The sequence below is a fragment of the Hymenobacter artigasi genome (assembly GCF_012275535.1).
GTDB classification, from domain to species: domain Bacteria; phylum Bacteroidota; class Bacteroidia; order Cytophagales; family Hymenobacteraceae; genus Hymenobacter; species Hymenobacter artigasi.
The window spans coordinates 1-20,005 of record NZ_JAAVTK010000015.1 but is presented as its reverse complement, the minus strand read 5'-3'; the positions used below and the strand labels follow the sequence as shown (position 1 = coordinate 20,005).

Sequence of the window (20,005 nt, the reverse complement as noted above, 5' to 3'; positions counted from 1 at the left end):
ATCAGGCGTATTAATGGGCTGGTAAGCAGCCGCTAGGCGACTGCTGCCCGCGCAGCTGGCACGGCCGCTTCGGCTGCCACCATGTTGGCGAGGCCCTGCAGCAGCGCGTCGGGGGTAAAGGAAATGCTATCGATGCCCTGCTCGACCAGGAAGCGGGCAAACTCGGGGTAGTCGCTCGGGGCTTGGCCGCAGAGGCCAATGGGCCGCCCGCTGGCTTTGGCTTTGCCGATAACCTGCGCCATGAGCTGGGTCACGGCCTCATTGCGCTCATCAAACAAATGGCTGATGATGGCCGAATCCCGGTCGATGCCGAGCGCCAGCTGGGTCAGGTCGTTGGAGCCGATGGAAAAGCCGTCGAACACTTCGGCGAATTCCCTGGCCAGGATGACGTTGCTCGGGATTTCGGCCATGACGTAGATTTCCAGCCCTTCCTCGCCCTGCTTCAGGCCAAACTCCTCCATAAGGGCCACCACCTGCCGGCCCTCGGCCACGGTGCGGCAGAAGGGCACCATGGCTTTCACGTTGGTCAGGCCCATGTCGTGGCGCACCCGGCGCAGGGCCGCGCACTCCAGCCGGAATCCCTCGCGGTACTGGGGGCTGTAGTAGCGCGAGGCCCCGCGAAAGCCCAGCATGGGGTTTTCCTCGTGGGGCTCAAACTGCCGGCCGCCCAGCAGGTCGGCGTACTCATTGGTTTTGAAATCGCTCAGCCGCACAATGACTTCGCGCGGAAAGAACGTGGCCGCCACGAAACCAATGGCCTGCGCGAGCTTCTCCACGAAGTATTCGGGCTTGCTGGAGTAGTGGGCAGTGAGCTGCTCAATCTCGGCGCGGGCAGCTTGGTCGGTCAGCTTATCGAACTCAACCAGCGCCATGGGGTGCACGCGAATAGTGTTGTTGATGACGAACTCCATGCGCATCAGCCCCACGCCCTGGCTGGGGTAACGGGCCAGTTGCAGGGCGCGGTCGGGGTCGGCGAGGATGAGCAGGGCCTTGGTGGCGGGCCGGGCCACCTGGGCCAGGTCGAGGTCGGTTTCGGTCCAGGCCAGCTGGCCCTCAAACACCTGGCCTTCGTCGCCCTCGGCGCAGGAAACGGTTATCACCTGCCCGTCCTTAATCCTGGTAGTAGCATCCAAGGTGCCCACCACGGCCGACAGCCCCAGCTCGCGGGCCACAATGGCTGCGTGGCTGGTGCGCCCGCCCCGGTTGGTCACGATGACGGCCGCGTTCTGGAGCACGGCGTTCCAGTCGGGGCTGGTGATGTCGGTGACCAGGATTTCGCCCGGCTGCAGGCGGTGGCCATCGGCCGGCGAGTCGATGATGCGCGCCACGCCCGACACAATCTGACTGCCCACGGCCTTGCCGGTAGCCAGCACCGGGCCGGTTTCGGTGAGGTGGTACTCGTGCAGGCGCAGGGCCTCGCGGTTCTGGCTGATGGTTTCGGGGCGGGCCTGCACGATGTAGAGCTGGTTGTTGAGCCCGTCTTTGGCCCACTCAATGTCCATGGGCATGCCGTAGTGCTCCTCAATCACGAGGCACCAACGGCCCAACTGTTCAACTTCCGCATCGGTGAGCACAAATACCTCGCGCTGCGCGGCCGGCGTGTCGGTGTTCACGATGGTATCTGCCCGCTGGTCGTGAGCATTGGCCGGGGGGGCGGCGTAGCGCATGGTTTTGGCCTTGTCGCCCAGCTTTTTGGTCACCAGCGCGCGGTGGCCGTCGCGCAGCGAGGGCTTGAAGAGGTAAAACTCGTCGGGGTTCACCGCGCCCTGCACCACGTTTTCGCCCAGCCCCCAGCTGCCGGTGAGGTAGATGAAGTGCTCATGCCCCGTTTCGGGCTCAATGGTGAAGGCCACGCCGGCGGAAGCCAAATCCGAGTGCACCATGGTCTGCACGCCCACCGACAGCGCTACCTGCATGTGGTCGAACCCATTGGTAACGCGGTACTTGATGGCCCGGTCGTTGAACAGCGACTCGAAGCAGCGGTGGCAGGCGTCGAGTACCCCCTGCTCGCCCTCAATGTTCAGAAACGAGTCGTGCTGACCGGCAAAGCTGGCGGTGGGCAGGTCTTCGGCCGTGGCGCTGCTGCGCACGGCTACTTCCGTGCGGTCGGGGTTTTCGGCGGTCAGCTCGCGGTATGCTGCCCGAATGGCGGCGGCCACGGCCACGGGCATCACGGCCCCGTGCACCAGCGAGCGGGCCCGGGCCCCCACGTCGGGCAGGTTGCTGAACTCCTGAGTGTCCAGGGTATTCAGCAGCTCGGTGAGCGGCGCCCGCAGGCCGTTTTCGTCCAGCAGCAGCCAGTAGGCGGCGGCCGTAGTGGCAAAGCCATCGGGCACCCGGATGCCCTGGTCGCTGAGCTTGTTGAACATCTCCCCCAAGGAAGCATTCTTGCCACCCACCTGGGCCACTTTGTCGTTGGTTAATTCCCGGAAAAAGAGCGTGTAAGCTGGAAGTGCCATGGTGTGGGGCTGAAAGTTGGGTGAGGTTGGCGGCCTGACTGTCGGCGTAGGGCAAAGGACCGGCGCGCCCCCGGCAACGGGAATGCCCAATGTCAGGCCCCGGCCATGACTTTCGTCAAGGGGACGCGGCTGGGGCGGCCGTAATCTTGTGCCGGGCTATAGCATTAGTAGCCAGCAGTGTCGCAACGCGCATGCCTCAGCCAGAAAACTGCGCTGCCCCCGGCCACCTCGTGTAGCGAGTGGCCGGGGGCAGCCGCCTTTGCGAGTCCCAATCGTGAATGCCCATGAACCATCAAACGCATATACCGGCAGCAGCACCAGCCCCCCGCCCCGCGGGCCGCATCATCTCCGTGCGGGGCAGCGTGGTAGACGTGTGGTTTGAGCACGACCTGCCCGCCATCTTCTCCGTGCTGTATGCCGGGGCCGGGCAGCAGGTCGTCATCGAAGTATTGACGCAGCTCGATGAGCACCGGGTGCGCGGCATTGCCCTCAACCCCACCCAGGGCCTCACCCGGGGCCTGCGGGTAGATACTGAGGGAAAGCAGCTTGAGGTGCCCGTAGGCAATGAAATCCTCGGCCGGATGTTCGATGTGTTTGGCAATACCATCGACCACGGGCCACCCCTGACCGGGCTGGCGCAGCGCACCATTCACCGGCTGCCCCCGCCCTTGCTGCACCGCTCCACCAGGTCCGAAATTTTCCGTACCGGCATCAAGGCCATCGATGTGCTGATTCCGCTGGAGCGGGGCGGCAAGGCCGGGCTGTTTGGCGGCGCGGGGGTGGGCAAAACGGTGCTGCTCACGGAGATAATTCACAACATGGCGGGCCATACGAACGGGGTCAGCCTGTTTTGCGGCATTGGCGAGCGGTGCCGCGAAGGCCTCGAGCTGTACCACGAAATGAAGGAGGCCGGGGTGCTGCAAAATATGGTCATGCTGTTTGGCCAGATGAACGAGCCGCCCGGCGCGCGCTTCCGGGTAGGCCACGCGGCCCTGACCATGGCCGAGTACTTCCGCGACGACGAGCAGCGCGACGTATTGTTGCTAATTGACAACATCTTCCGCTTCATCCAGGCGGGCATGGAGGTATCGGGGCTGCTGGGCATGATGCCCTCGCGCCTGGGCTACCAGCCCACGCTGGCCACGGAGCTGGCCAAGCTCGAAGAGCGCATCGCCAACACCGAAGCCGGGGCAATTACCTCCATTCAGGCCGTGTACGTGCCGGCCGACGACCTTACGGACCCGGCCGCCGTGCACGCGTTTTCGCACCTGTCGGCCACCATCGTGCTGTCGCGCAAAAGAGCGAGCGAGGGCCTGTTTCCGGCCATCGACCTGCTGCAGTCCAATTCTAAAATGGCCACCGCCGACATCATCGGGCCGCGGCACTACGCGGTGGCGCAGGAAATAAAGCGGGTGCTGGCCCAATACGAAGAGCTGCAGGATATTATCGCCATGCTGGGCCTGGAGCAGCTCTCCACCGCTGACCGCAACCTGGTGGGCCGGGCCCGGCGACTGGAGCGGTTTCTCACGCAGCCGTTTTTCACCACCGAGCAGTTCAGCGGCCTGCCGGGCAAAGACGTCGGGCTGGAGGACGCCCTCAGCGGCTGCGAGCGGATTCTGGCCGGCGAGTTCAACGACCTGCCCGAGAGTGCCTTTTACATGATTGGGACGATTGAGGAGGCCCGGCAAAAGGCTGGTAAGGAGAAAAAGGCGCAGCCGGAAAAAATAGAAAACGCTGTAGTTGCGGATGGCTGACCACCCTCCGCATCAACCTCACCCCCAAGCCAATGAATACCATGAACCTCAAAGTGCTGCTGCCGTTCCGCGTGTTTCTCGACATCGGCCAGGTTAGCCGCATAGTACTGGAAACCAGTGCCGGCGCGTATGGCCTGCTGCCCCGGCGGCTCGATTGCGTGGCGGCCCTGGTGCCCGGCATTTTCACCTATGAAACCACCGATGGCCGCGTGCATTACCTGGCCGTGGACGAAGGTGTGCTGCTCAAAGCCGGGCTCGACGTGTCGGTGTCGGTGCGCAACGCCATCGGCGGGGTCGGCCTCGGCCAGCTCCGCGAATTGGTGGAGCAGGACTTTCGCCGCCACGATGCCGAGGAGCAGGCGGCCCGCACCACCCTGCGGAAAATAGAAACCGGCCTGCTCACCCGCCTCGAAACGCTGCAACAGTCCTAGCCTCCTGCCCATGAAACCCGCCGCCGACAAGCCGGACGCATCGCTCAGCCAGCGCATTGGTGCCCTGGAAACGCGCAAGCTACACGCCCTGCACAACCCCAAAAAGGGCGTGTGGTACGGCCTGGGCATGTTCGGCATGATTGGCTGGTCGGTGGCGGTGCCGGTGCTGGCGGGCACGGCGTTGGGCGTGTGGCTCGACCGCCGCTACCCGCAGACGTTCTCCTGGACGGTAACCCTGCTCTTTGCCGGGCTGGTAGTGGGCTGCCTCACCGCCTGGGTCTGGGTGACGAAAGAAGGCAACGAACCCCCAGCGCAAACCACTAAAACCCCTTCCGATGACTGAATTCTTTCCACTCGCGCTGGCCCTGATGGCGGGGCTGGCCCTGGGCACCCTGTTTTTCTATGGCCTGTGGCTCACGGTGCGGCGCGCCCTCACGGCCCGCTACCCGGCGCTCTGGCTGCTGGGCAGCCTGCTGGGCCGGCTGGCCCTGGCCGGGGCCGGCTTCTATTACGTGGGCCAGGGCAGCTGGCCCCGGCTGGTGGCCTGCCTGGCCGGCTTCGTGGCGGCCCGCTACCTGGTGGCCCACTTCACCCGGCCGGCCGCCGCGCGGCCGTTCTCAAAACCCCTCGCCCATGAATCTTAGCCCCGACGAAGTCGTTTTCTGGCGTTACGGATTCGTGACGATTAACCTCACGCTGGTCACCACCTGGGGCATTATGCTGCTGATGGTGGGGGGCTCTTTCCTGATTACCCGAAAGCTGAAAACCGGCCTGCTGATTTCCCGCTGGCAGTGTGCCCTCGAAATCGTGGTGCAGGGCATCAACACCCAAATTGCGGAAGCGGGCCTGCCCCGGCCCGAAAAGTACATCGGCTTCATCGGCACCCTGTTTTTGTTTATCGCCATTGCCAACGTGGGCATTGTCCTGCCCTGGTACCAGCCGCCCACCGGCTCGCTCTCCACCACAGCGGCCCTGGCCGTGGCCGTATTTCTGGCCGTGCCCTTCTTCGGAATCGGGAAAACCGGGGTGCTGGCCTACCTCAAAACCTACCTGCAGCCCACTTTCATCATGCTGCCCTTCAACCTCATCAGTGATGCCACCCGGACGCTGGCGCTGGCCGTGCGCCTGTTCGGCAACATCATGAGCGGAGGCATGATTGTGGGCATTCTGCTGAGCATTTCGCCCCTGTTCTTTCCCATTATCATGAACGTGCTGGGGCTGCTTACGGGCCTGGTGCAGGCCTACATTTTCAGCGTGCTGGCCACGGTGTACATCGCCGCGGCGGTGGCCAAGCCTGCCCCGCCGGAACCACTTCCCGTTTCTAACTAATCAACCAACCAACCCATGGACAGCACCGCCCTTATCGCCATGATTTCCATTATCATGGCCGGCTTTACCACCGCCATCGGCACCATTTTTCCGGCCGTGAGCGAGGGCAAGGCCGTGGCCACCGCCCTCAGCGCGCTGGCCCAGCAGCCCGATGCCTCGGCCACCATCACGCGCACCCTGTTTGTGGGCCTGGCCATGATTGAATCGACGGCCATCTACTGCTTCGTGCTGTCGATGATTCTCATTTTCGCCAACCCCTTCTGGAACCACATGATTGGCCAGTAAGCTCCCGACCCCATGGAAATCAACTGGTTTACCGTCGTCGCCCAGCTGCTGAATTTTCTGCTGCTGGTGTGGCTCATGAAGCGCTTTCTGTACCAGCCGGTGTTGGCGGCTATTGAAGCGCGCGAGCAAAAAATAAAGGCGCAGCTGAACGACGCCAGCATGCAAAAAACCGAGGCCCAGGCCGAGCGCGAGCAGTACCAGCAGAAAAACGCCGACTTCGACCAGCGCAAGCAAACCCTGCTGGCCACGGCCCACGCCGAAGCGCAGGCCGAGCGCCAGCAGCTGCTGGACGAAGCCCGGCAGGACGCCGACACGCTGCGCACCAAACAGGCCACCGCCCACCAGCAAATGCAGGAAAAAATGCACGACGACCTGACCCATCAGACCCGCCAGACCGTGCTTTCCCTCACCAAAAAAGCCCTGACCGACCTGGCCTCCGCCGGCCTGGAAGCGCAGGCGCTGGCCGTATTCATCGGGCGTATCGAACACCTGCAAGGGACCGAAAAACAAGGGTTTATCGACGCATTCCAGGCCGGCGCCAAGCGCGTGCAGGTGCGCAGCGCCTTTGCGTTATCAGCTGAGCAGCAGGCTGAGCTTGCCGCCGCCCTCACGGCCCTCATCGGTACCGAAGCCGCTTGCACCTTCACCACCGCGCCCGAGCTCATCAGCGGCATCACCCTGAGCGCCAACGGCTACCAGCTGGCCTGGAGCGTGCCCAACTACCTCGCCGAGCTCGAAAGCAGCCTTGCGGCCGCCACTCCGCCGCGTGAGCCAGCAGGCGAATCCGAATCCGAACCCGAACTGCGCCACCATGCCAGCAACTGAACTACTTGCCCATCTGACCGATACGCTCGCGGCTCTGAGCGCGGGCAGCGCCGCGTTCCGGCCCGCGCTGGTTCCCCGCGAAATCGGGGTGGTGCTGAGCGTGGCGGCCGGGGTGGTGCGCGTTTCGGGGCTGCCGGGCGCGGGCGCGGGCGAGCTGTTGCAGTTTGCCGGCGGGTTATATGGCCTGGCCTACAACCTCGACGAAACCGAAATCGGCGTTGTTTTGCTGGGAGAAGATGCGCGGCTGAGCGTGGGCGACGAAGTGGAGCGCACGGGCCGGGTGATAGACATTCCCGTAGGTGATGAACTGATTGGCCGGATAATCAACCCCTTGGGCGAGCCGCTGGACGGCGGCGGCCCGCTGCTCACGCGGCAGCGCCTGCCCATTGAGCGGCCCGCGCCGGCCATCATGGACCGTGCGCCGGTAACCGTGCCGCTGCAAACCGGCCTCAAAGTGCTCGACGCGCTGCTGCCCGTGGGCCGGGGCCAGCGCGAACTGATTCTGGGCGACCGGCAGACGGGCAAAACGGCTTTGGCACTCGATGCCATTCTCAACCAGCACGATAAGCAGGTGCTGTGCATTTACTGCGCCATCGGCCAGCGGGCGGCGTCGGTGGCCAGGGTCGTGGCCACGCTGCGCGAAAAGAAGGCCCTGGCCTACACCATCGTGCTGGTGGCCGAAGGCAACGAGGCCCCCGGCCTGAAATACATTGCCCCCTACGCCGCCACCAGCGTGGCCGAGCACTTTATGGAGCAGGGCCGCGACGTGCTGATTGTGTACGACGACCTCACCAACCACGCCCGGGCCTACCGCGAGCTGTCGCTGCTGCTGCGGCGCCCCCCGGGCCGGGAGGCGTTTCCGGGCGATATTTTCTACATCCACTCCCGCCTGCTCGAACGCGCCACCCACCTGAGCCCGGCGCTGGGCGGCGGCTCGCTCACGGCCCTGCCCATCATCGAAACGGAGGCCCAGAACATCTCCGCCTACATTCCCACCAACCTCATTTCCATCACCGACGGGCAGATTTACCTCTCGCCCAAGCTCTTCGAAGCGGGCATTCTGCCGGCCGTCGATGTGGGCAAATCCGTGTCCAGGGTGGGCGGCAAAGCCCAGCTGCCCGCCTACCGCACCACCACCGGCAACCTGAAACTGGCGTATTCGCAGTTTGAGGAGCTGGAAAACTACGCCCGCTTCGGCACGCGCTTGGACGAACACACGCAGCGCGTCATCGACCACGGCCAGCGCATCCGGAGCTGGCTCAAGCAGCCGGAGCTGCACCCCATGTCGGTGCCCGAGCAGCTGGTGGTGCTGCTGGGCCTCACCAGCGGCTATTTCGACAATATCCCCGTCGAAAAAATGCCCGAAGCCGAGGCCCTGCTGGCCCGCAGCAGTCTGGGGCTACCCGCCGAGCTGCTGCTGCGCCTGAGTGCGCAACAGCCCCTGAACCCAGCCGACCAGGCCGCGCTATTGGCCTGCGCCAAAACGGTGCTGGCCCCTTTCCAGGAGCAGCCCGCTGCGGAAAGCGACTAGCTGACACATCATTAGGTCCTCTTGCTCATCCCGCGCCCTCCTCCCTGAGCAAATTACACCCCGAACAAATGCAAACCCTGGAAAGCCTGAGCCGAAAAATTGAAGGTGCCAGGGACATCAAATCCGTGGTGCGGACCATGAAAGCCATGGCGGCGGCCACCATCGGGCAGTACGAGCTGGCGGTGGGCTCGCTCGGCGATTACTACCAAACCGTGGCGCTGGGCCTGGTCGCCTACTTTCAGTCGGAGCCCGCCAGCAACCCCACACCACCGGCAAAGGAGCCGCAACAAGTAGCCGCGCCCGTGATAGGGGCCGTGGTTTTTGGGTCCGACCAGGGGCTGGTGGGCTCGTTCAACGACACCCTGGCCGCTTTTGTGGCCCAAACGCTCGGCGCGCTGCCGGGCCGCAAGGAGCTCTGGACGGTGGGCGAACGGGTGCAGCACCTGTTAACCGATGCGGGCCTGCCCGTAACCACGCATTTTCTGGTGCCCACGGGCATCAAGGCCATTACGCCGCTGGTCGCGCAGATGCTGCTAAAAGCGCAGGAAGCCCTCGACAACGGCAGCCTGACCGCGTTCTACATCTTTCACAACCGGCCCCGGGAGGCCACGGGGTATGGGCCGGTCTATCAGCGCCTGCTGCCGCTGGACGCACAATGGAAGCAGGAGCTGCGAGCCCTGCACTGGCCCACGAAAACGCGGCCCCAGGTAGCGGGCGCGCGGTTTCCCACGTTACGGGCCCTCGTCGGGGAGTTTCTGTTCGTTTCCTTGTTCCGGGCCTGCGCCGAGTCATTGGCCAGTGAAAATGCCAGCCGCCTACGAGCCATGCAGCGGGCCGAAAAAAGCATCGACGAGCTATTGGGCGAGTTGGCACACCAGTACCACCGCAAGCGCCAAAGCGCCATCGACGAGGAGCTGTTCGATGTAGTATCCGGCTTCGAAGCCCTGAACGCCGACCACGCCAGGGAAAAGCGGGGCTAGGATTGGTGGCCCGGTCCAGTTATTCTGGTGCGGAAACCCGAGCGGCGGGGCCATGCCTAGTCATCCGCTGAATCACTGGGGTATATTTTAAGTAGGTAGTAATCAGATTTTATCTAACTAAAAACCAGTACATTGATTTCGGTCTGACTACCGATTATGGATGACTGACTAATTAGAGCATTTTCGGGTTTAGATACAGCTTGTGAGGTAAGCAGGCAGTAGCGCGAACTTTGTAGTTCGCGCTACCTGTACACGAATCTGAAAACCGCTCTAGGTTAATGAAAGGAAGTATCGCGCCGCTACACCCCGACTCTTCAGATTTGCTCAAAATATCATAAAATTGCGCGTCAGGAAGCTGGCGTGAGGCCGGTAAGTACCGTGTTGGCAATGCCGGCGGCAGCCACAAAAGCAGACGTTTCGGTAGCGACTCCCGGGGCGGCGGCGGGCAGTACGAGTACGGGTACCGGGCAGTTTTCCAGCAGCTTGGCCGTGACGCTGCGGTGAAACAAGTTGCCGAAATAGCTGCGATGACGAGCCAGCACCACTACCAAATCGGCCCGCGAATCGAGGGAGGCCGCCAGCACTCCCTGCTCGTAGTGCTCGTGCTGAAAGCCCCGTAGCTCCGGCGTGGGCAGCCCCTCGACCAGGCCACTGGCCTGCACGGCCCGCAGGGCCAGGGCGCAGCCTTCGTCGTCCTCCACACCACTCGTAACGTGGGCCACAATAATCTCGACGCCGGGCTGGGCCAGTAGCGGGCGCAGGGCCTGGGCCTCCGGGGTTAGCGTGAAGGGTTCGCGGTCGGCGGCAATAAGGATGCGGCGGGGCGGGTGGTCGGTGGGGGACGTGGGCGACACCACCAGCAGCGGGTAGCCGCCGGCCCGCAGAATCTCCACGCAGGAGGTGAGCATGTCGGCAGCAACGGGGCGGTCCTCATCCACCTGGCTGAGAACAAAGAGGGCCGGCTGGTAGCGGTTGGCCAAATCCTGGGCCGTGGCGGGCAGCAGGTCGGTGGCTACTTCCACGGTGGCCGTGGTTTGCAGGCTTTGGGCCTGTTGGTAGAGAATGGCGGCCGTATCGGCTTGGCGCGCCAGCTCCTCCTGGTGGTAGCCCTGGGCCACCAAATCGTTGGGGTCGAACAGGGAGGCGCGGTTGACGTGCAGCAGCACCAACTGGCCCGCCACGGCCTGCGCCATCACGTCGGCGTATTTAATAGCGCGGCGGGCGGGCGGATAAAAACCGGCGAAGACGATGAGGGAAAGGGCCATGGGGAAGTGAAGTTTAAGTAGGTAGTCAGTAGTCGGGTTTCAGCTAACTAAAAATCAGTCGATTGATTCCGGTCTGACTATCGATTACTGATGACTGATTACTAAGGGTGAAATATATTGTTGGGAGCGCTCGGCGATGGGGGAGGAAACCCGCCATCGCGAGCCGCTTAATCCAGCCCGGTTTCCTGCGTGGCCAGCAGCAGCACCGGCACCTGGGTGTGTCGCAGCACCTCGTCGATAACGCTGCTGCCGAACAGCTTGCTTATCCAGCCGTGGCCGGGGTCGAGGAGCACTAGCATATCGGCCGACAGCTCCGCCACGGCCTGCTGCAGGCCCGCGGCCGGTGCTTCGGCTACCACCCGGTGCAGGCTGCTGGCGGCCAGGGCCGGAGTCAGGCCACATTCGCGCGCCGCCATGAGGCCGTGCCGGCCGGCGGTGGGCTCGTCGGGCCGGGCCACGGTAGCGGGCACCACGGTGGCCCCCAGGGCCGCCAGGAGTGGGGTGAGGGCCAGGGCCTGGGGCGTGAGGGTGAAGGACTGGTCGCGCACGGCCAGGGCCAGGCAGCGCGGCGGGCGCAGGGCGGCCGTGGGCAGGTCCTGCGGCACCAGCAGCAGCGGGTAGCCCGTTTCGTGGGCCAGCGGCAGGGCGCGGTTGCTGAGCCATTCGTCCAGCAGGCCGTCGGTGGCCGTGAGGCCGGCGATAACCAGCAGCGGCTGATACTGGTGCAGGGCTTCCTGCACGGCCTCGTCCCAGACCTGCGCCACGGTGGTGGCGGTGGTGGGCACGGGCATGGCGGCGGCTACTTCCTCCAGCGCGTGGCGCTCGCGCCGCACGTAGCCGGCGTTGGTGGCGCGCATCACCTTGCCTACCCGGGCGGTGGTGGGCGGTGTGGGGTACACGTGCAGCAGGTGCACCTCGGCCCCCAGCGGGGCGGCCAGCACGGCGGCGTAGGCCCGGGCCCGCTCGGCGGCGGGCGAAGAGTCGGTGAGGACGAGCAGATTAGGTTTCATAGTGAAGCGAAGTTTAAGCAGGTAGTCAGTAACAAGTAGTCAGTTATCAGATTTCAGCTAGCTAAAAATCAGGCAGTTGATTTCAGTCTGATTACTGATTACTGATGACTGACTACTTAATGAGAGTAGCTTGTGACAACCCGGGGGAGGGAAAAAAGGGGCCGGCCGGGCGGCGTGTCAGCTCATAATGAGCAGGTAGTCGGGCTGGTCCGGGGCATTGGTGGGCAGCAGCAGCACCGGCACGGGGCAGCCGCGCAGCACCTGCGCCGTGACGCTGCGATGAAACAGCCGGCCCAGGAAGCTGCGGGGACGGGCAATGAGAATCAGCAAGTCGGCCTGCGTTTCGGCCACGGCGCGCAGTACCCCGGGAGCCGGAGCGTGGCCGGCATCGTCGTACAGCGCCAGCGGCGCGGCCGTGGGCAGCAGCTTGCGCAGCGGCCCGCCCAGCTGCTCATAGCCATCGGGCCGCACGCCTCCGCTCGCAAGGGTTCGAACGTGCACCACCGAATAAGTTGCCTGCCAGCTCGCCAGCAGCGGAGCCAGGGCCAGGGTGGCAGCACTGAGGGTAAAAAAATCGCCATCGATGGCTACCAGCACGCGGCGCGGCCGGCTGGGGGGCGGGCCGGCTTCGGGCACCAGCAGCAGCGGGTGGTGGGTGGCGCGCAACACGGGCAGCACGTGGTTGCGCAGCAGGTAGTCGAGCAGGTCCTGCTCGGGGCTCAGGCTCATGGCCAGCAGCAGCGGGCGGTGGTGCGCAATGGCTTCCTGCACGGCATCGGCAATGGGGGCCGCGACTACCGTTGCTTCGGTGGGCGCGGGCAGGCGCTGGGCCAGCGCCTGCAAGGCGTCTTCGGTCTCGGCCTGCATCTGGGGGAAGTAGTGCATCGGCACCGCCGCCAGCCCGGAGGCCAGGATGGGGGGCTGATAAACGTTGACCAGCTCCAGGTGCACGTGCAGCGGCGCGCCCAGCACGGCGGCGTAGCGAGCCGCCTGCTCCGCCGCCTCAGAAAGATTGACCAACACCACAATTGAAGGATTCATATCGGAAAATTCTAAGTGATAAGTCATCAGTAATCGGCAGTCAGACCGGAATCAATCGCCTGATTTTTAGCTGGCTGACATCGGGCTACTGACTACTTGTTACTGACTGCCTGCTTAAGTGATAAGCGGTTGCAATCAGCCGCCGGGGCTAGTCGCGGGCCGGCAGTGCCAGCACCGGAATCGGGCTTTGCTCCAGGAGCCGGGCCGTGATGCTGCGGTGAAAAAAGCTGCTGATAAGGCTGCGTTGCCGGGCCACGACCACCAGCATATCGGCCTGCTGGCGCACGGCTTCGGCCAGAATACCGGCCACCACATCGGGTGCGTGGTGCAGGTGCAGGCGGCTGAGCGGGATGGCCGGCACCACCCCATTGAGGCGGATGGTATTGAGCACGGCAACTGGGTCGGGACGGTCCGTCGCGCTTTCGGGTATATACACCACCTGCAGCGCGGCCTGCGGGCCGGCCAGCAGCTGGTGCACCAGCGCCGGGAGTGGGTGCAGGTCCAGGGGCTCGCCGTCCACGGCCAGCAGCAGCCGGCGGGGCGGCAAGCCCTCCGAGGCCGTGGGGGGCACCACCAGCACCGGGCACAGGGCTTGCTCCAGCAGCAGCTGGGCCACGTCGGCTACTATTTCCACGGGTTGCTCGGCCGCGCCGGGCTGGCCCAGCACCAGCAGCTGGCCCTGCTGAGCCCGCACGGTCTGGCCAACGGCCTCAGTAAAAACATCTTCCGATACCACCAGCTCCGTGGGCACGGGCCGGTTAGTGGTCAGCCGGGCTAGCTCCCGCTGTTTTTGCCGCTTGTTCCATTCGGTGCGCGGGCTGCCTTTCTCGCCGGGACCGTGCAGGCCATTGTGGCACACGTGCAGCAGCACCACGCGGGCCTGCTGCGCGGCCGCCAGGCTGGTGGTGTAGGCCAGGGCCTGCGGATATACCGTGAAAAAATCGGTGAGGACAATGAAAGATGCTTCCATGGCAAGTGTTTGGGCAACAGGATAAAAGTCGCACTAGTCTTCGGCGGGTAGCACCAGCACCGGAACCGGGCTGTGCTCCAGCAGCTGGGCCGTGACACTGCGATGAAACAGGCTGCCGATAAGGCTGTGGTGCCGGGCCACGACCACCAGCAGGTCGGCTTCCTGCCGGGCCGCTTCGGCCAGTATCCCGCTCACTACCGAGCGGTCATACACTTCATATAGCTGGCTGGGGGGCAGCACCTCGGTAAGGTCGTTGTCGGCCACCGTGCGCAAAATAGCTTCGGCCCCCAGGCGCGCGTGGCTGTCGTCGGTTACGCGCACCACGTTCAGCGTGCCCTCCGCCAGGCGCAGCAGCTGCCGGACCACGTTCTGATGCCGGAACAGCACAAACGGCTCGCCGTCTACGGCCAGCAGCAGGCGGCGGGGCGGGAAGGTTTCGCCGGCGGGGGGCGGCACCACCAGCAGCGGGTAGGGCACGGCGGTGAGCAGGTCCATGGCCGTGCCGGTCACGATTTCCACGGGTGCGTCGGCCGTTTCGGGGCGGCCCAGCACCAGCAGCAGGGGGTGGTGGCGGCGCACGGCGGCGCGCACGGCCTCGGTCAGCTCCTGGTCCGACACATCTACCTCGGTGGGCACGGGTTGCGCGGCGGCCAGCGTTTGCAGGGCCCGGTCGGTGGCATTGTCGCTGACGGGCGAATAGGGGCCGTAGTCGATGGGAGCCAGCAGCACGTCGTGGCGGGCGTGCAGCAGCACCAGCTCCGTTTTCATTGACACCGCCAGCCCCGCCGCGTAGGACAGCGCCCGGGCGGTGACGGCGTAAAAATCAGTCAGTACGACAAGGGGGGAAGCCATAGTAGTAGGAGAAAAAAGGGGTGAATTGGAAAACCCGTGGGCGGCCCGGACACTCCGGGTGCTGGCGCTAGCGGTGGGCGTTGGTTAGCAGATGAGCAGGGGGATGAGTGCCCTGCTGCCCGGGGCCTGCCGGGGCCAGCACAAGCAGGTGGTTGCTCACGTCGTGGGCCCCGGCCTCATAGGCTTCGATGGTGGCCTGCTGGCGCTCGGGCCAGCTATCTACGGTGCCGGTGAGGGTGGCGCGGCCGTGGCTCACCTGCACTGCAATGTCCTGGTCGTGCAGGCTGGCCGACCAGAAGTGGCGCTCCCGGATGCGGCCGGCCAGTGCGTAGTCGGAGTCGGGGTCGGGGCTGCCCGGCCGGGCAAGGGCTTCGGGCCGCGCTTCGGCGGGCTCGGCTACCAGGTTGGCCACGGCCAGCACACCGCTGGCCCCGGCGGCCACATCGCCCACCCGCTCGCGCTCAAACGCATGGTCTACCTGCCCGTGCACGGTAGCCTGGCCGTTGCTCATGCTCACGGTAAAATAGAAGTGCCCCACGTAGGGGTCGCGGGCCAGCGCGGCCAGAATGGCCTGGCGAATAGCGGCATCGGGCACCAGGTGTCTGGGCCGTACCTTCAATAGGTTGTGTACTTCGGTCACGCCCACCACGAGGCGGGCGTCGTGCTCGGCTTCCTGGCGGGCGCGCAGGTTGCTCACTGTGCCGGCCAGCGTCACAACGCCTTCATGGGCCTGCACCAGCGTTTCGGAGCAGCGCCCGCGGGGGTTGCGGTGCAGGACGCCGCGCACGGCCTCCACAATGGCCTCGTCGGCCCGGAGCGCAAACTTCCCGCGCCGCAGCTCGCTGCTCAGCGCCCAGTAGACCACAGACAAGTCGCGGGCATCTACGTGGGCGGCTCCGGTCTGGTAGGCTATGGCCACCACGTGGTCCCGCTCCGTGGCCGTGCCCACCGTACCCGACAGGTGCACCACGGACTCGGTGGTGCACACCTGCACCAGGGCGCTGTTCACCCGAACATCCCAGTCGAGCAGCTCCTGAATCTGAATGGTGATTTCCTCATCAGAATTCACAATTTCGCCCTTTTGAATGGCCAGGTCCTCCGTTAGGAGGCTCGTTACGCCCCGCACGCCCTGCACCACGCGCAGCACCAGCTGCTTCTCGGCCCACGACTGCACCATGCCCGTGAGCGTGACTACGCCCCCGGCCGCAGTGCCCTGCACCTGGTAGTCGCCGGTGGCGGGGTCGTCGGCCAGGGCGCCGCACACGTCGCGCTGCAAGTCGGCATCGGGCCGGGCGGGGGTACGCACGGCCACCGTGCTGGCAACGCCGCGCACGCCGCGCACGGCCAGGGCAATGTCCTCGGCCCGCTGCCGGGCCAGCAGGTTGTCGGTGAAACCAGTCAGCGTCACCAGGCCCTCGTGCGTGGCCACATCCAGCAAATGCTCGTTCAGGCCTTTCTGGTTGGTAAATAGCCGTTTGATGGCCATGGTGATGTCGGCATCGGCCATGGTTTCGGCGGTGGCTGGTATAATCAGGAGGTGAGGCGCAATCATAGCATTTGGAGGAATAATATATTGTAGTTCAATGGATTGACAGGTACTTTGCGGCTTTTTAGGAGCAACTGCGACCGGCCGTCGTACACTGCTGACGATGCAGGTGCTCGTAAGCGGCACCGGCGGCGCATATCTCGGCGCGCGCCGGGTTGCGGGCCATGAGCCGCAGGATGAGGTCGATGCCCCGGGTCAGGGCCTGCAGCATCGTCGTTCTGCCAGTAGACGGCAGCGCAGTACTGGCAAGCCCCCACCGCAGTACTCCAGGTATCTGGGAAGCTTTAGCTATGCGCCGGCATCGCGCTGAAAGTCAATTGAAAGCTGGATTGATACAAAAATCAATCAAAAGCGTGGCCAGCCCCATGACAATAATTGCCGCAGCGCATGATATTCATCAAATGAAGAATTAATGACGCCAATTCGTCCGTTCTATCCCTGCACCAACAGCCAGGCCCCGCCCGCCCACCACAGAACCGGCAGGAAATGGCCGGGCTTCATCAAGGCAAAAGGCCGGGGGCACGCGGTGCCCGGCGGGCGCGTAGCTGTCAGGGTTACAAGCCCAACGCCTGCGCGGCATTGTACGAAACCACATTGTTGAGCTGGGTATAGCGCTCAATCATGGCATCCGTTTTCTGTTTGGTCTGGTTTTTAATCGCCTTGTGAGATTGTCCGTTGAGCACGGCCACCGTCACGAAAGACACGCGCAGCGAGTGGGCCGAATAGTCCGGCCCCAGCCGCTTTTGCACCAGCTTGTTAATGGAGATATCCGAGAGCCGCTTTTCCGACGGGGTAGCCATTTGATTAGGAGCGGCCCGAGGAATCTTCACGAACAGCGGCCCCGTGGTGCGGCCCAGCAAATTCAGCCAGGCACGCAGGCTGCGCACCGGGCAGAAGTCCATATTGGGCGCGTAGAAAATGGCTTTGTCCTCCACCGCGCCGTACTGGTTGGTTTTGCTTTTGGCCAGGTGCACCAGCAAAGCGCGCTCGGTGAATTCCAGCTGCTCAATGTTCAGCCCCACCAGCTCGGAGCGCCGGAAAGCCCCCGCGAAGCCCAGCAGCAGCAGCGCCCGGTCCCGCAGGCCGGCCGCCGTTTCCAGGTCGATGCGCCGAATGGCCTGCTTCAGCTCCTCGACCGTGAACGCCTGCGCCTGGTCCTGCCGCTTACCCAGGGTACGGGCGATGCCTTCCATGACGGTGTTCAGGGCATCGAGCGTGGCCGGCAGCCGGTGGCCGGCCAGCTGGTGGGCTTTGCGGATGGCCGCCAGGTGCCGCTTGATGGTCGCCAGCGCGTGCGGCCCGGTGAGCGGCTGCTGGCCCTTCTTTTTTTTGTGCCGGTCCTCGGCGGCTGGCTCCGCTTTTTCCGTGGCGAGATAGGCCACGTACTCGGTGAGCGTTTCCACGTCGGCCGGCAGCGCCCGCAAGCCCTGATGCTCGCAGAAGGCCACGTAGCTTTTCAGGTCCGAGGTGTAGGCGCGCTCCGTATTGGCCGCGCCCTGCAGACCGGTTTCGAGAAAGCCCGCGACTTTGGCCGAGGCCCGGGCCAGCTGGGCGCTGACCGATTGGTTGCCGGTTGATGCCGGGATGATGGAAAGGTCTTCGCTCATGGAAGGGATTTGAGGCGTCGGTAAAGCGAGCTGATTCAGACCGCGAATTGATACCTTATATATAGGTTTCGAAAACGTCCGAAAAGCTTCCTTTTTTATCCCTCAAATATAAGTTATGATAAGTAAATGTTATCATAACTTATATTTGGAAGCCTTGTGAATTATTGAAAAGGGTATTGCAAGGAAGTTTAAGCAGTCAGATACGTTTTGGCTTGCATGCCATGATGCCGTGATATCGGGCATGTCCGAAAGTGGCCGCCGCGCACTACGCGTTTTGTAAGGCCGGAGCGAGCCGGGCGACTACGGCTCCAGCGCCACCAATATCAAAACTATGAAAATCCCTTTCGTGCCCGTGCTGGCCATCATCGCCATCGGAGCCGCTGCGGTGGCGGCCTTCGCCACAATGAATCCGGCCCTGTTGCCGGCAACTACTTATGCGATGGCCACGGCCGGCCCCGCAATGGACCACAGCGGCTTCGACCGGCTGCTGAAAAAACACGTCACCGAAAAGGGCCTGGTCAACTACAAAGGCTTTAAGGGGTGCTCTCAGAAAACGGATAAAATAGCACGTTAAGCGATTTCTGGCATCTGATTCAAATAGTAATCCTCCGATGATGGCGCAAGAGTTGGTTGTTGCTCAGTTCCTTGAAAAAGTCGAATAACATAAGAATGCTTCTCGGACAACTCCCGGAATAAGTACCGCTTTGGGCTGCCCGCTGTGACGCGGCCCGGCGGGTACTTTTCCAGGTTGTGCCCGCACTTTGTCGGTTGCGGTTCGGCTCGACCAGGGGGGGGGCTACCCACCCGGGAGGGACCGCCTCGTGCGGGTGCTCGGCTGGCGCATCGGATACGGCCCCCAACCCAAACCGGCTGGCGGCACGTGGCAGGGAGACGAGGCCCGCGGGAAGGAGCGAAAAGCTGGGCGGCCCATCGCGTCGCAGGAACCGTAGGGCGTACCTTTGGGGTCATAATCAGCCTGTTATTTTTTTCTGCATGAAACATACGTATCTGATAGTGGCGGCCTGGGCCGCCGTATTAGCGGGGTGCGCGGCACCGGCACCTTCGCGCACCTCGGCTGGTACGGCCCCGCGCTCCCCGGCCGGCCCCTACCAGCCGGCGGCCTTGCGCCCAACCGGACCCGGCTTCCCCGGCCGGCCGCGTCCGTCAGTCCACGCCCACGCCCACGCCGCGCCCGTCCCGGCCGATACCTCGGCCAAAGGCATGGCGGCCGTATGGGCCGACGTGCGCCGCCGCTCCTACTTCCTCTACGCGGCCGCCGACCAGCCGGCCGGCACCCGCGTGGCCGGCAACGCCGCCCAGCGCCTGGTGGCCACCCTGGCCTCCGACCGCTACGCCGTGGCCGCCGTGCCCGACCGCGACACCCACCGCTCGGCCTGGCAGGTAGGCTGGCAGCTGCGCGGCATCGGCCGGGTGGGTGGCCCGGCGCTGCCCGCCCCGGGCCGCACGGCCCCGGTGGTGGCAGAAGCCACGGCCACCTACGGCACCGGGCAGGCCGTGGCCGTGGAGTATGAAAATACCCCGGCCGGAGTACGCCAGACCTTTCACCTGGCCCACCGCCCGGCCGGCACCGGCCCCGTGCAGGTGCGCCTGCACCTGGCCACCGCCCTGCGCGTGACGGCCGCCCCCGACGGCTCAGCCCTGAGCTTCGCCCCGGCCAATGGCAAGAGTGGCCCGGTGCTGCGCTACGCCGACCTGCGCGCCTGGGATGCCACCGGCCGCACCCTGCCCGCCCGGATGGCCCTGCACGGCCGGCGGGAGCTGGCCCTGGAAGTGAGCGACGCCGGGGCCACCTATCCCGTCACCATTGACCCGCTGGCCAGTGCACCGGCCACCACCCTGACCGACCCCGCTGCCACCGCCAATGACCTATTTGGCCGCAGCGTGGCGGGGGCGGGGGACGTGAACGGCGATGGCTACGCCGACGTGCTCGTCGGGGCCTACGGCACGAGTAGCGGCAAGGGCAAGGCCTACCTCTACCTGGGTGGCAGCGCCGGGCTCGCCACTACCCCCGCCACCACCCTGACCGACCCCGCTGCCACCGCCAATGACTACTTTGGCTTCAGCGTGGCGGGGGCGGGGGACGTGAACGGCGACGGCTA

The 20,005-nt window shown here is 64.6% G+C and carries 18 protein-coding genes and 1 pseudogene; 11 read left to right on the top strand and 8 right to left on the bottom strand.

Translation table 11 applies throughout. From position 1 onward, the window contains the following. Nucleotides 1-32 precede the first annotated feature (32 nt). Nucleotides 33-2,459, bottom strand: coding sequence for a phosphoenolpyruvate synthase (ppsA, locus tag HBN54_RS19280; protein WP_168674866.1), 2,427 nt, complete (start codon nt 2,457-2,459; stop codon nt 33-35). Between the two features lie 284 nt (nt 2,460-2,743). Between ppsA and atpD the strand changes: the two genes are divergently transcribed. The 9 genes from atpD (at nt 2,744) to HBN54_RS19235 (ending at nt 9,594) form a co-directional block, all read left to right on the top strand. Then, nucleotides 2,744-4,213 carry a F0F1 ATP synthase subunit beta gene (atpD, locus tag HBN54_RS19275; RefSeq protein WP_168674865.1) on the top strand — a complete coding sequence of 490 codons (1,470 nt, stop codon included), beginning with the start codon at nt 2,744-2,746 and terminating at the stop codon, nt 4,211-4,213. 32 nt (nt 4,214-4,245) lie between these two features. Beyond that, the gene (locus tag HBN54_RS19270) at nt 4,246-4,644 is read left to right on the top strand and encodes a F0F1 ATP synthase subunit epsilon (protein ID WP_210428119.1); all 399 of its coding nucleotides are present in this window, start codon (nt 4,246-4,248) and stop codon (nt 4,642-4,644) included. A 10-nt stretch (nt 4,645-4,654) separates the two neighbouring features. After that, complete coding sequence (locus tag HBN54_RS19265; RefSeq protein WP_168674864.1) at nt 4,655-4,987, top strand: AtpZ/AtpI family protein; 333 nt, start codon at nt 4,655-4,657, stop codon at nt 4,985-4,987. Then, complete coding sequence (locus HBN54_RS19260) at nt 4,980-5,288, top strand: ATP synthase subunit I (RefSeq protein ID WP_168674863.1); 309 nt, start codon at nt 4,980-4,982, stop codon at nt 5,286-5,288. Before HBN54_RS19265 ends, HBN54_RS19260 begins: the two co-directional genes overlap by 8 nt. Further along, a complete protein-coding gene (locus tag HBN54_RS19255; RefSeq protein WP_168674862.1) occupies nt 5,278-5,973 on the top strand; it encodes a F0F1 ATP synthase subunit A in 696 nt (231 codons plus the stop codon). The genes HBN54_RS19260 and HBN54_RS19255 overlap by 11 nt, the downstream gene beginning before the upstream one ends. Nucleotides 5,974-5,988: 15 nt before the next feature. Beyond that, nucleotides 5,989-6,258 (top strand): F0F1 ATP synthase subunit C, encoded by a 270-nt coding sequence (locus tag HBN54_RS19250; protein ID WP_168674861.1) that lies wholly within the window; start codon nt 5,989-5,991, stop codon nt 6,256-6,258. A 12-nt stretch (nt 6,259-6,270) separates the two neighbouring features. Beyond that, on the top strand, nt 6,271-7,083 hold the full coding sequence (locus tag HBN54_RS19245; protein ID WP_168674860.1) for a F0F1 ATP synthase subunit delta: 813 nt from the start codon (nt 6,271-6,273) through the stop codon (nt 7,081-7,083). Continuing rightward, nucleotides 7,070-8,614 carry an alternate F1F0 ATPase, F1 subunit alpha gene (locus HBN54_RS19240; RefSeq protein ID WP_168674859.1) on the top strand — a complete coding sequence of 515 codons (1,545 nt, stop codon included), beginning with the start codon at nt 7,070-7,072 and terminating at the stop codon, nt 8,612-8,614. Before HBN54_RS19245 ends, HBN54_RS19240 begins: the two co-directional genes overlap by 14 nt. Before the next feature lie 68 nt (nt 8,615-8,682). Next, a complete protein-coding gene (locus HBN54_RS19235) occupies nt 8,683-9,594 on the top strand; it encodes a F0F1 ATP synthase subunit gamma (RefSeq protein WP_168674858.1) in 912 nt (303 codons plus the stop codon). Nucleotides 9,595-9,941: 347 nt separating this feature from the next. Here the strand turns inward: HBN54_RS19235 and HBN54_RS19230 are convergent, their stop codons facing one another. The 7 genes from HBN54_RS19230 to HBN54_RS19200 all read right to left on the bottom strand — a co-directional run bounded on the left by HBN54_RS19230 (nt 9,942) and on the right by HBN54_RS19200 (nt 17,885). After that, nucleotides 9,942-10,859 carry a universal stress protein gene (locus HBN54_RS19230; RefSeq protein ID WP_168674857.1) on the bottom strand — a complete coding sequence of 306 codons (918 nt, stop codon included), beginning with the start codon at nt 10,857-10,859 and terminating at the stop codon, nt 9,942-9,944. A gap of 167 nt (nt 10,860-11,026) precedes the next feature. Beyond that, entirely contained in the window at nt 11,027-11,869 is an 843-nt protein-coding gene (locus tag HBN54_RS19225; protein ID WP_168674856.1) for a universal stress protein, read from the bottom strand. A gap of 177 nt (nt 11,870-12,046) precedes the next feature. Continuing rightward, on the bottom strand, nt 12,047-12,910 hold the full coding sequence (locus HBN54_RS19220) for a universal stress protein (protein ID WP_168674855.1): 864 nt from the start codon (nt 12,908-12,910) through the stop codon (nt 12,047-12,049). Nucleotides 12,911-13,058: 148 nt separating this feature from the next. Beyond that, complete coding sequence (locus tag HBN54_RS19215; RefSeq protein WP_168674854.1) at nt 13,059-13,880, bottom strand: universal stress protein; 822 nt, start codon at nt 13,878-13,880, stop codon at nt 13,059-13,061. Nucleotides 13,881-13,913: 33 nt separating this feature from the next. Beyond that, on the bottom strand, nt 13,914-14,732 hold the full coding sequence (locus tag HBN54_RS19210) for a universal stress protein (RefSeq protein WP_168674853.1): 819 nt from the start codon (nt 14,730-14,732) through the stop codon (nt 13,914-13,916). 67 nt (nt 14,733-14,799) lie between these two features. Further along, on the bottom strand, nt 14,800-16,284 hold the full coding sequence (locus HBN54_RS19205; protein WP_168674852.1) for a BON domain-containing protein: 1,485 nt from the start codon (nt 16,282-16,284) through the stop codon (nt 14,800-14,802). Nucleotides 16,285-16,832: 548 nt separating this feature from the next. Beyond that, nucleotides 16,833-17,885: a tyrosine-type recombinase/integrase gene (locus HBN54_RS19200; RefSeq protein WP_168674851.1), complete on the bottom strand. Its 1,053-nt coding sequence runs from the start codon at nt 17,883-17,885 to the stop codon at nt 16,833-16,835. A gap of 331 nt (nt 17,886-18,216) precedes the next feature. On the opposite strand from HBN54_RS19200, the gene HBN54_RS23665 reads away from it, so the two are divergent. Then, nucleotides 18,217-18,459: a hypothetical protein gene (locus tag HBN54_RS23665; protein ID WP_235955605.1), complete on the top strand. Its 243-nt coding sequence runs from the start codon at nt 18,217-18,219 to the stop codon at nt 18,457-18,459. A 419-nt stretch (nt 18,460-18,878) separates the two neighbouring features. Continuing rightward, a pseudogene (locus HBN54_RS19190) lies at nt 18,879-20,005 on the top strand (FG-GAP-like repeat-containing protein); the annotation flags it as partial.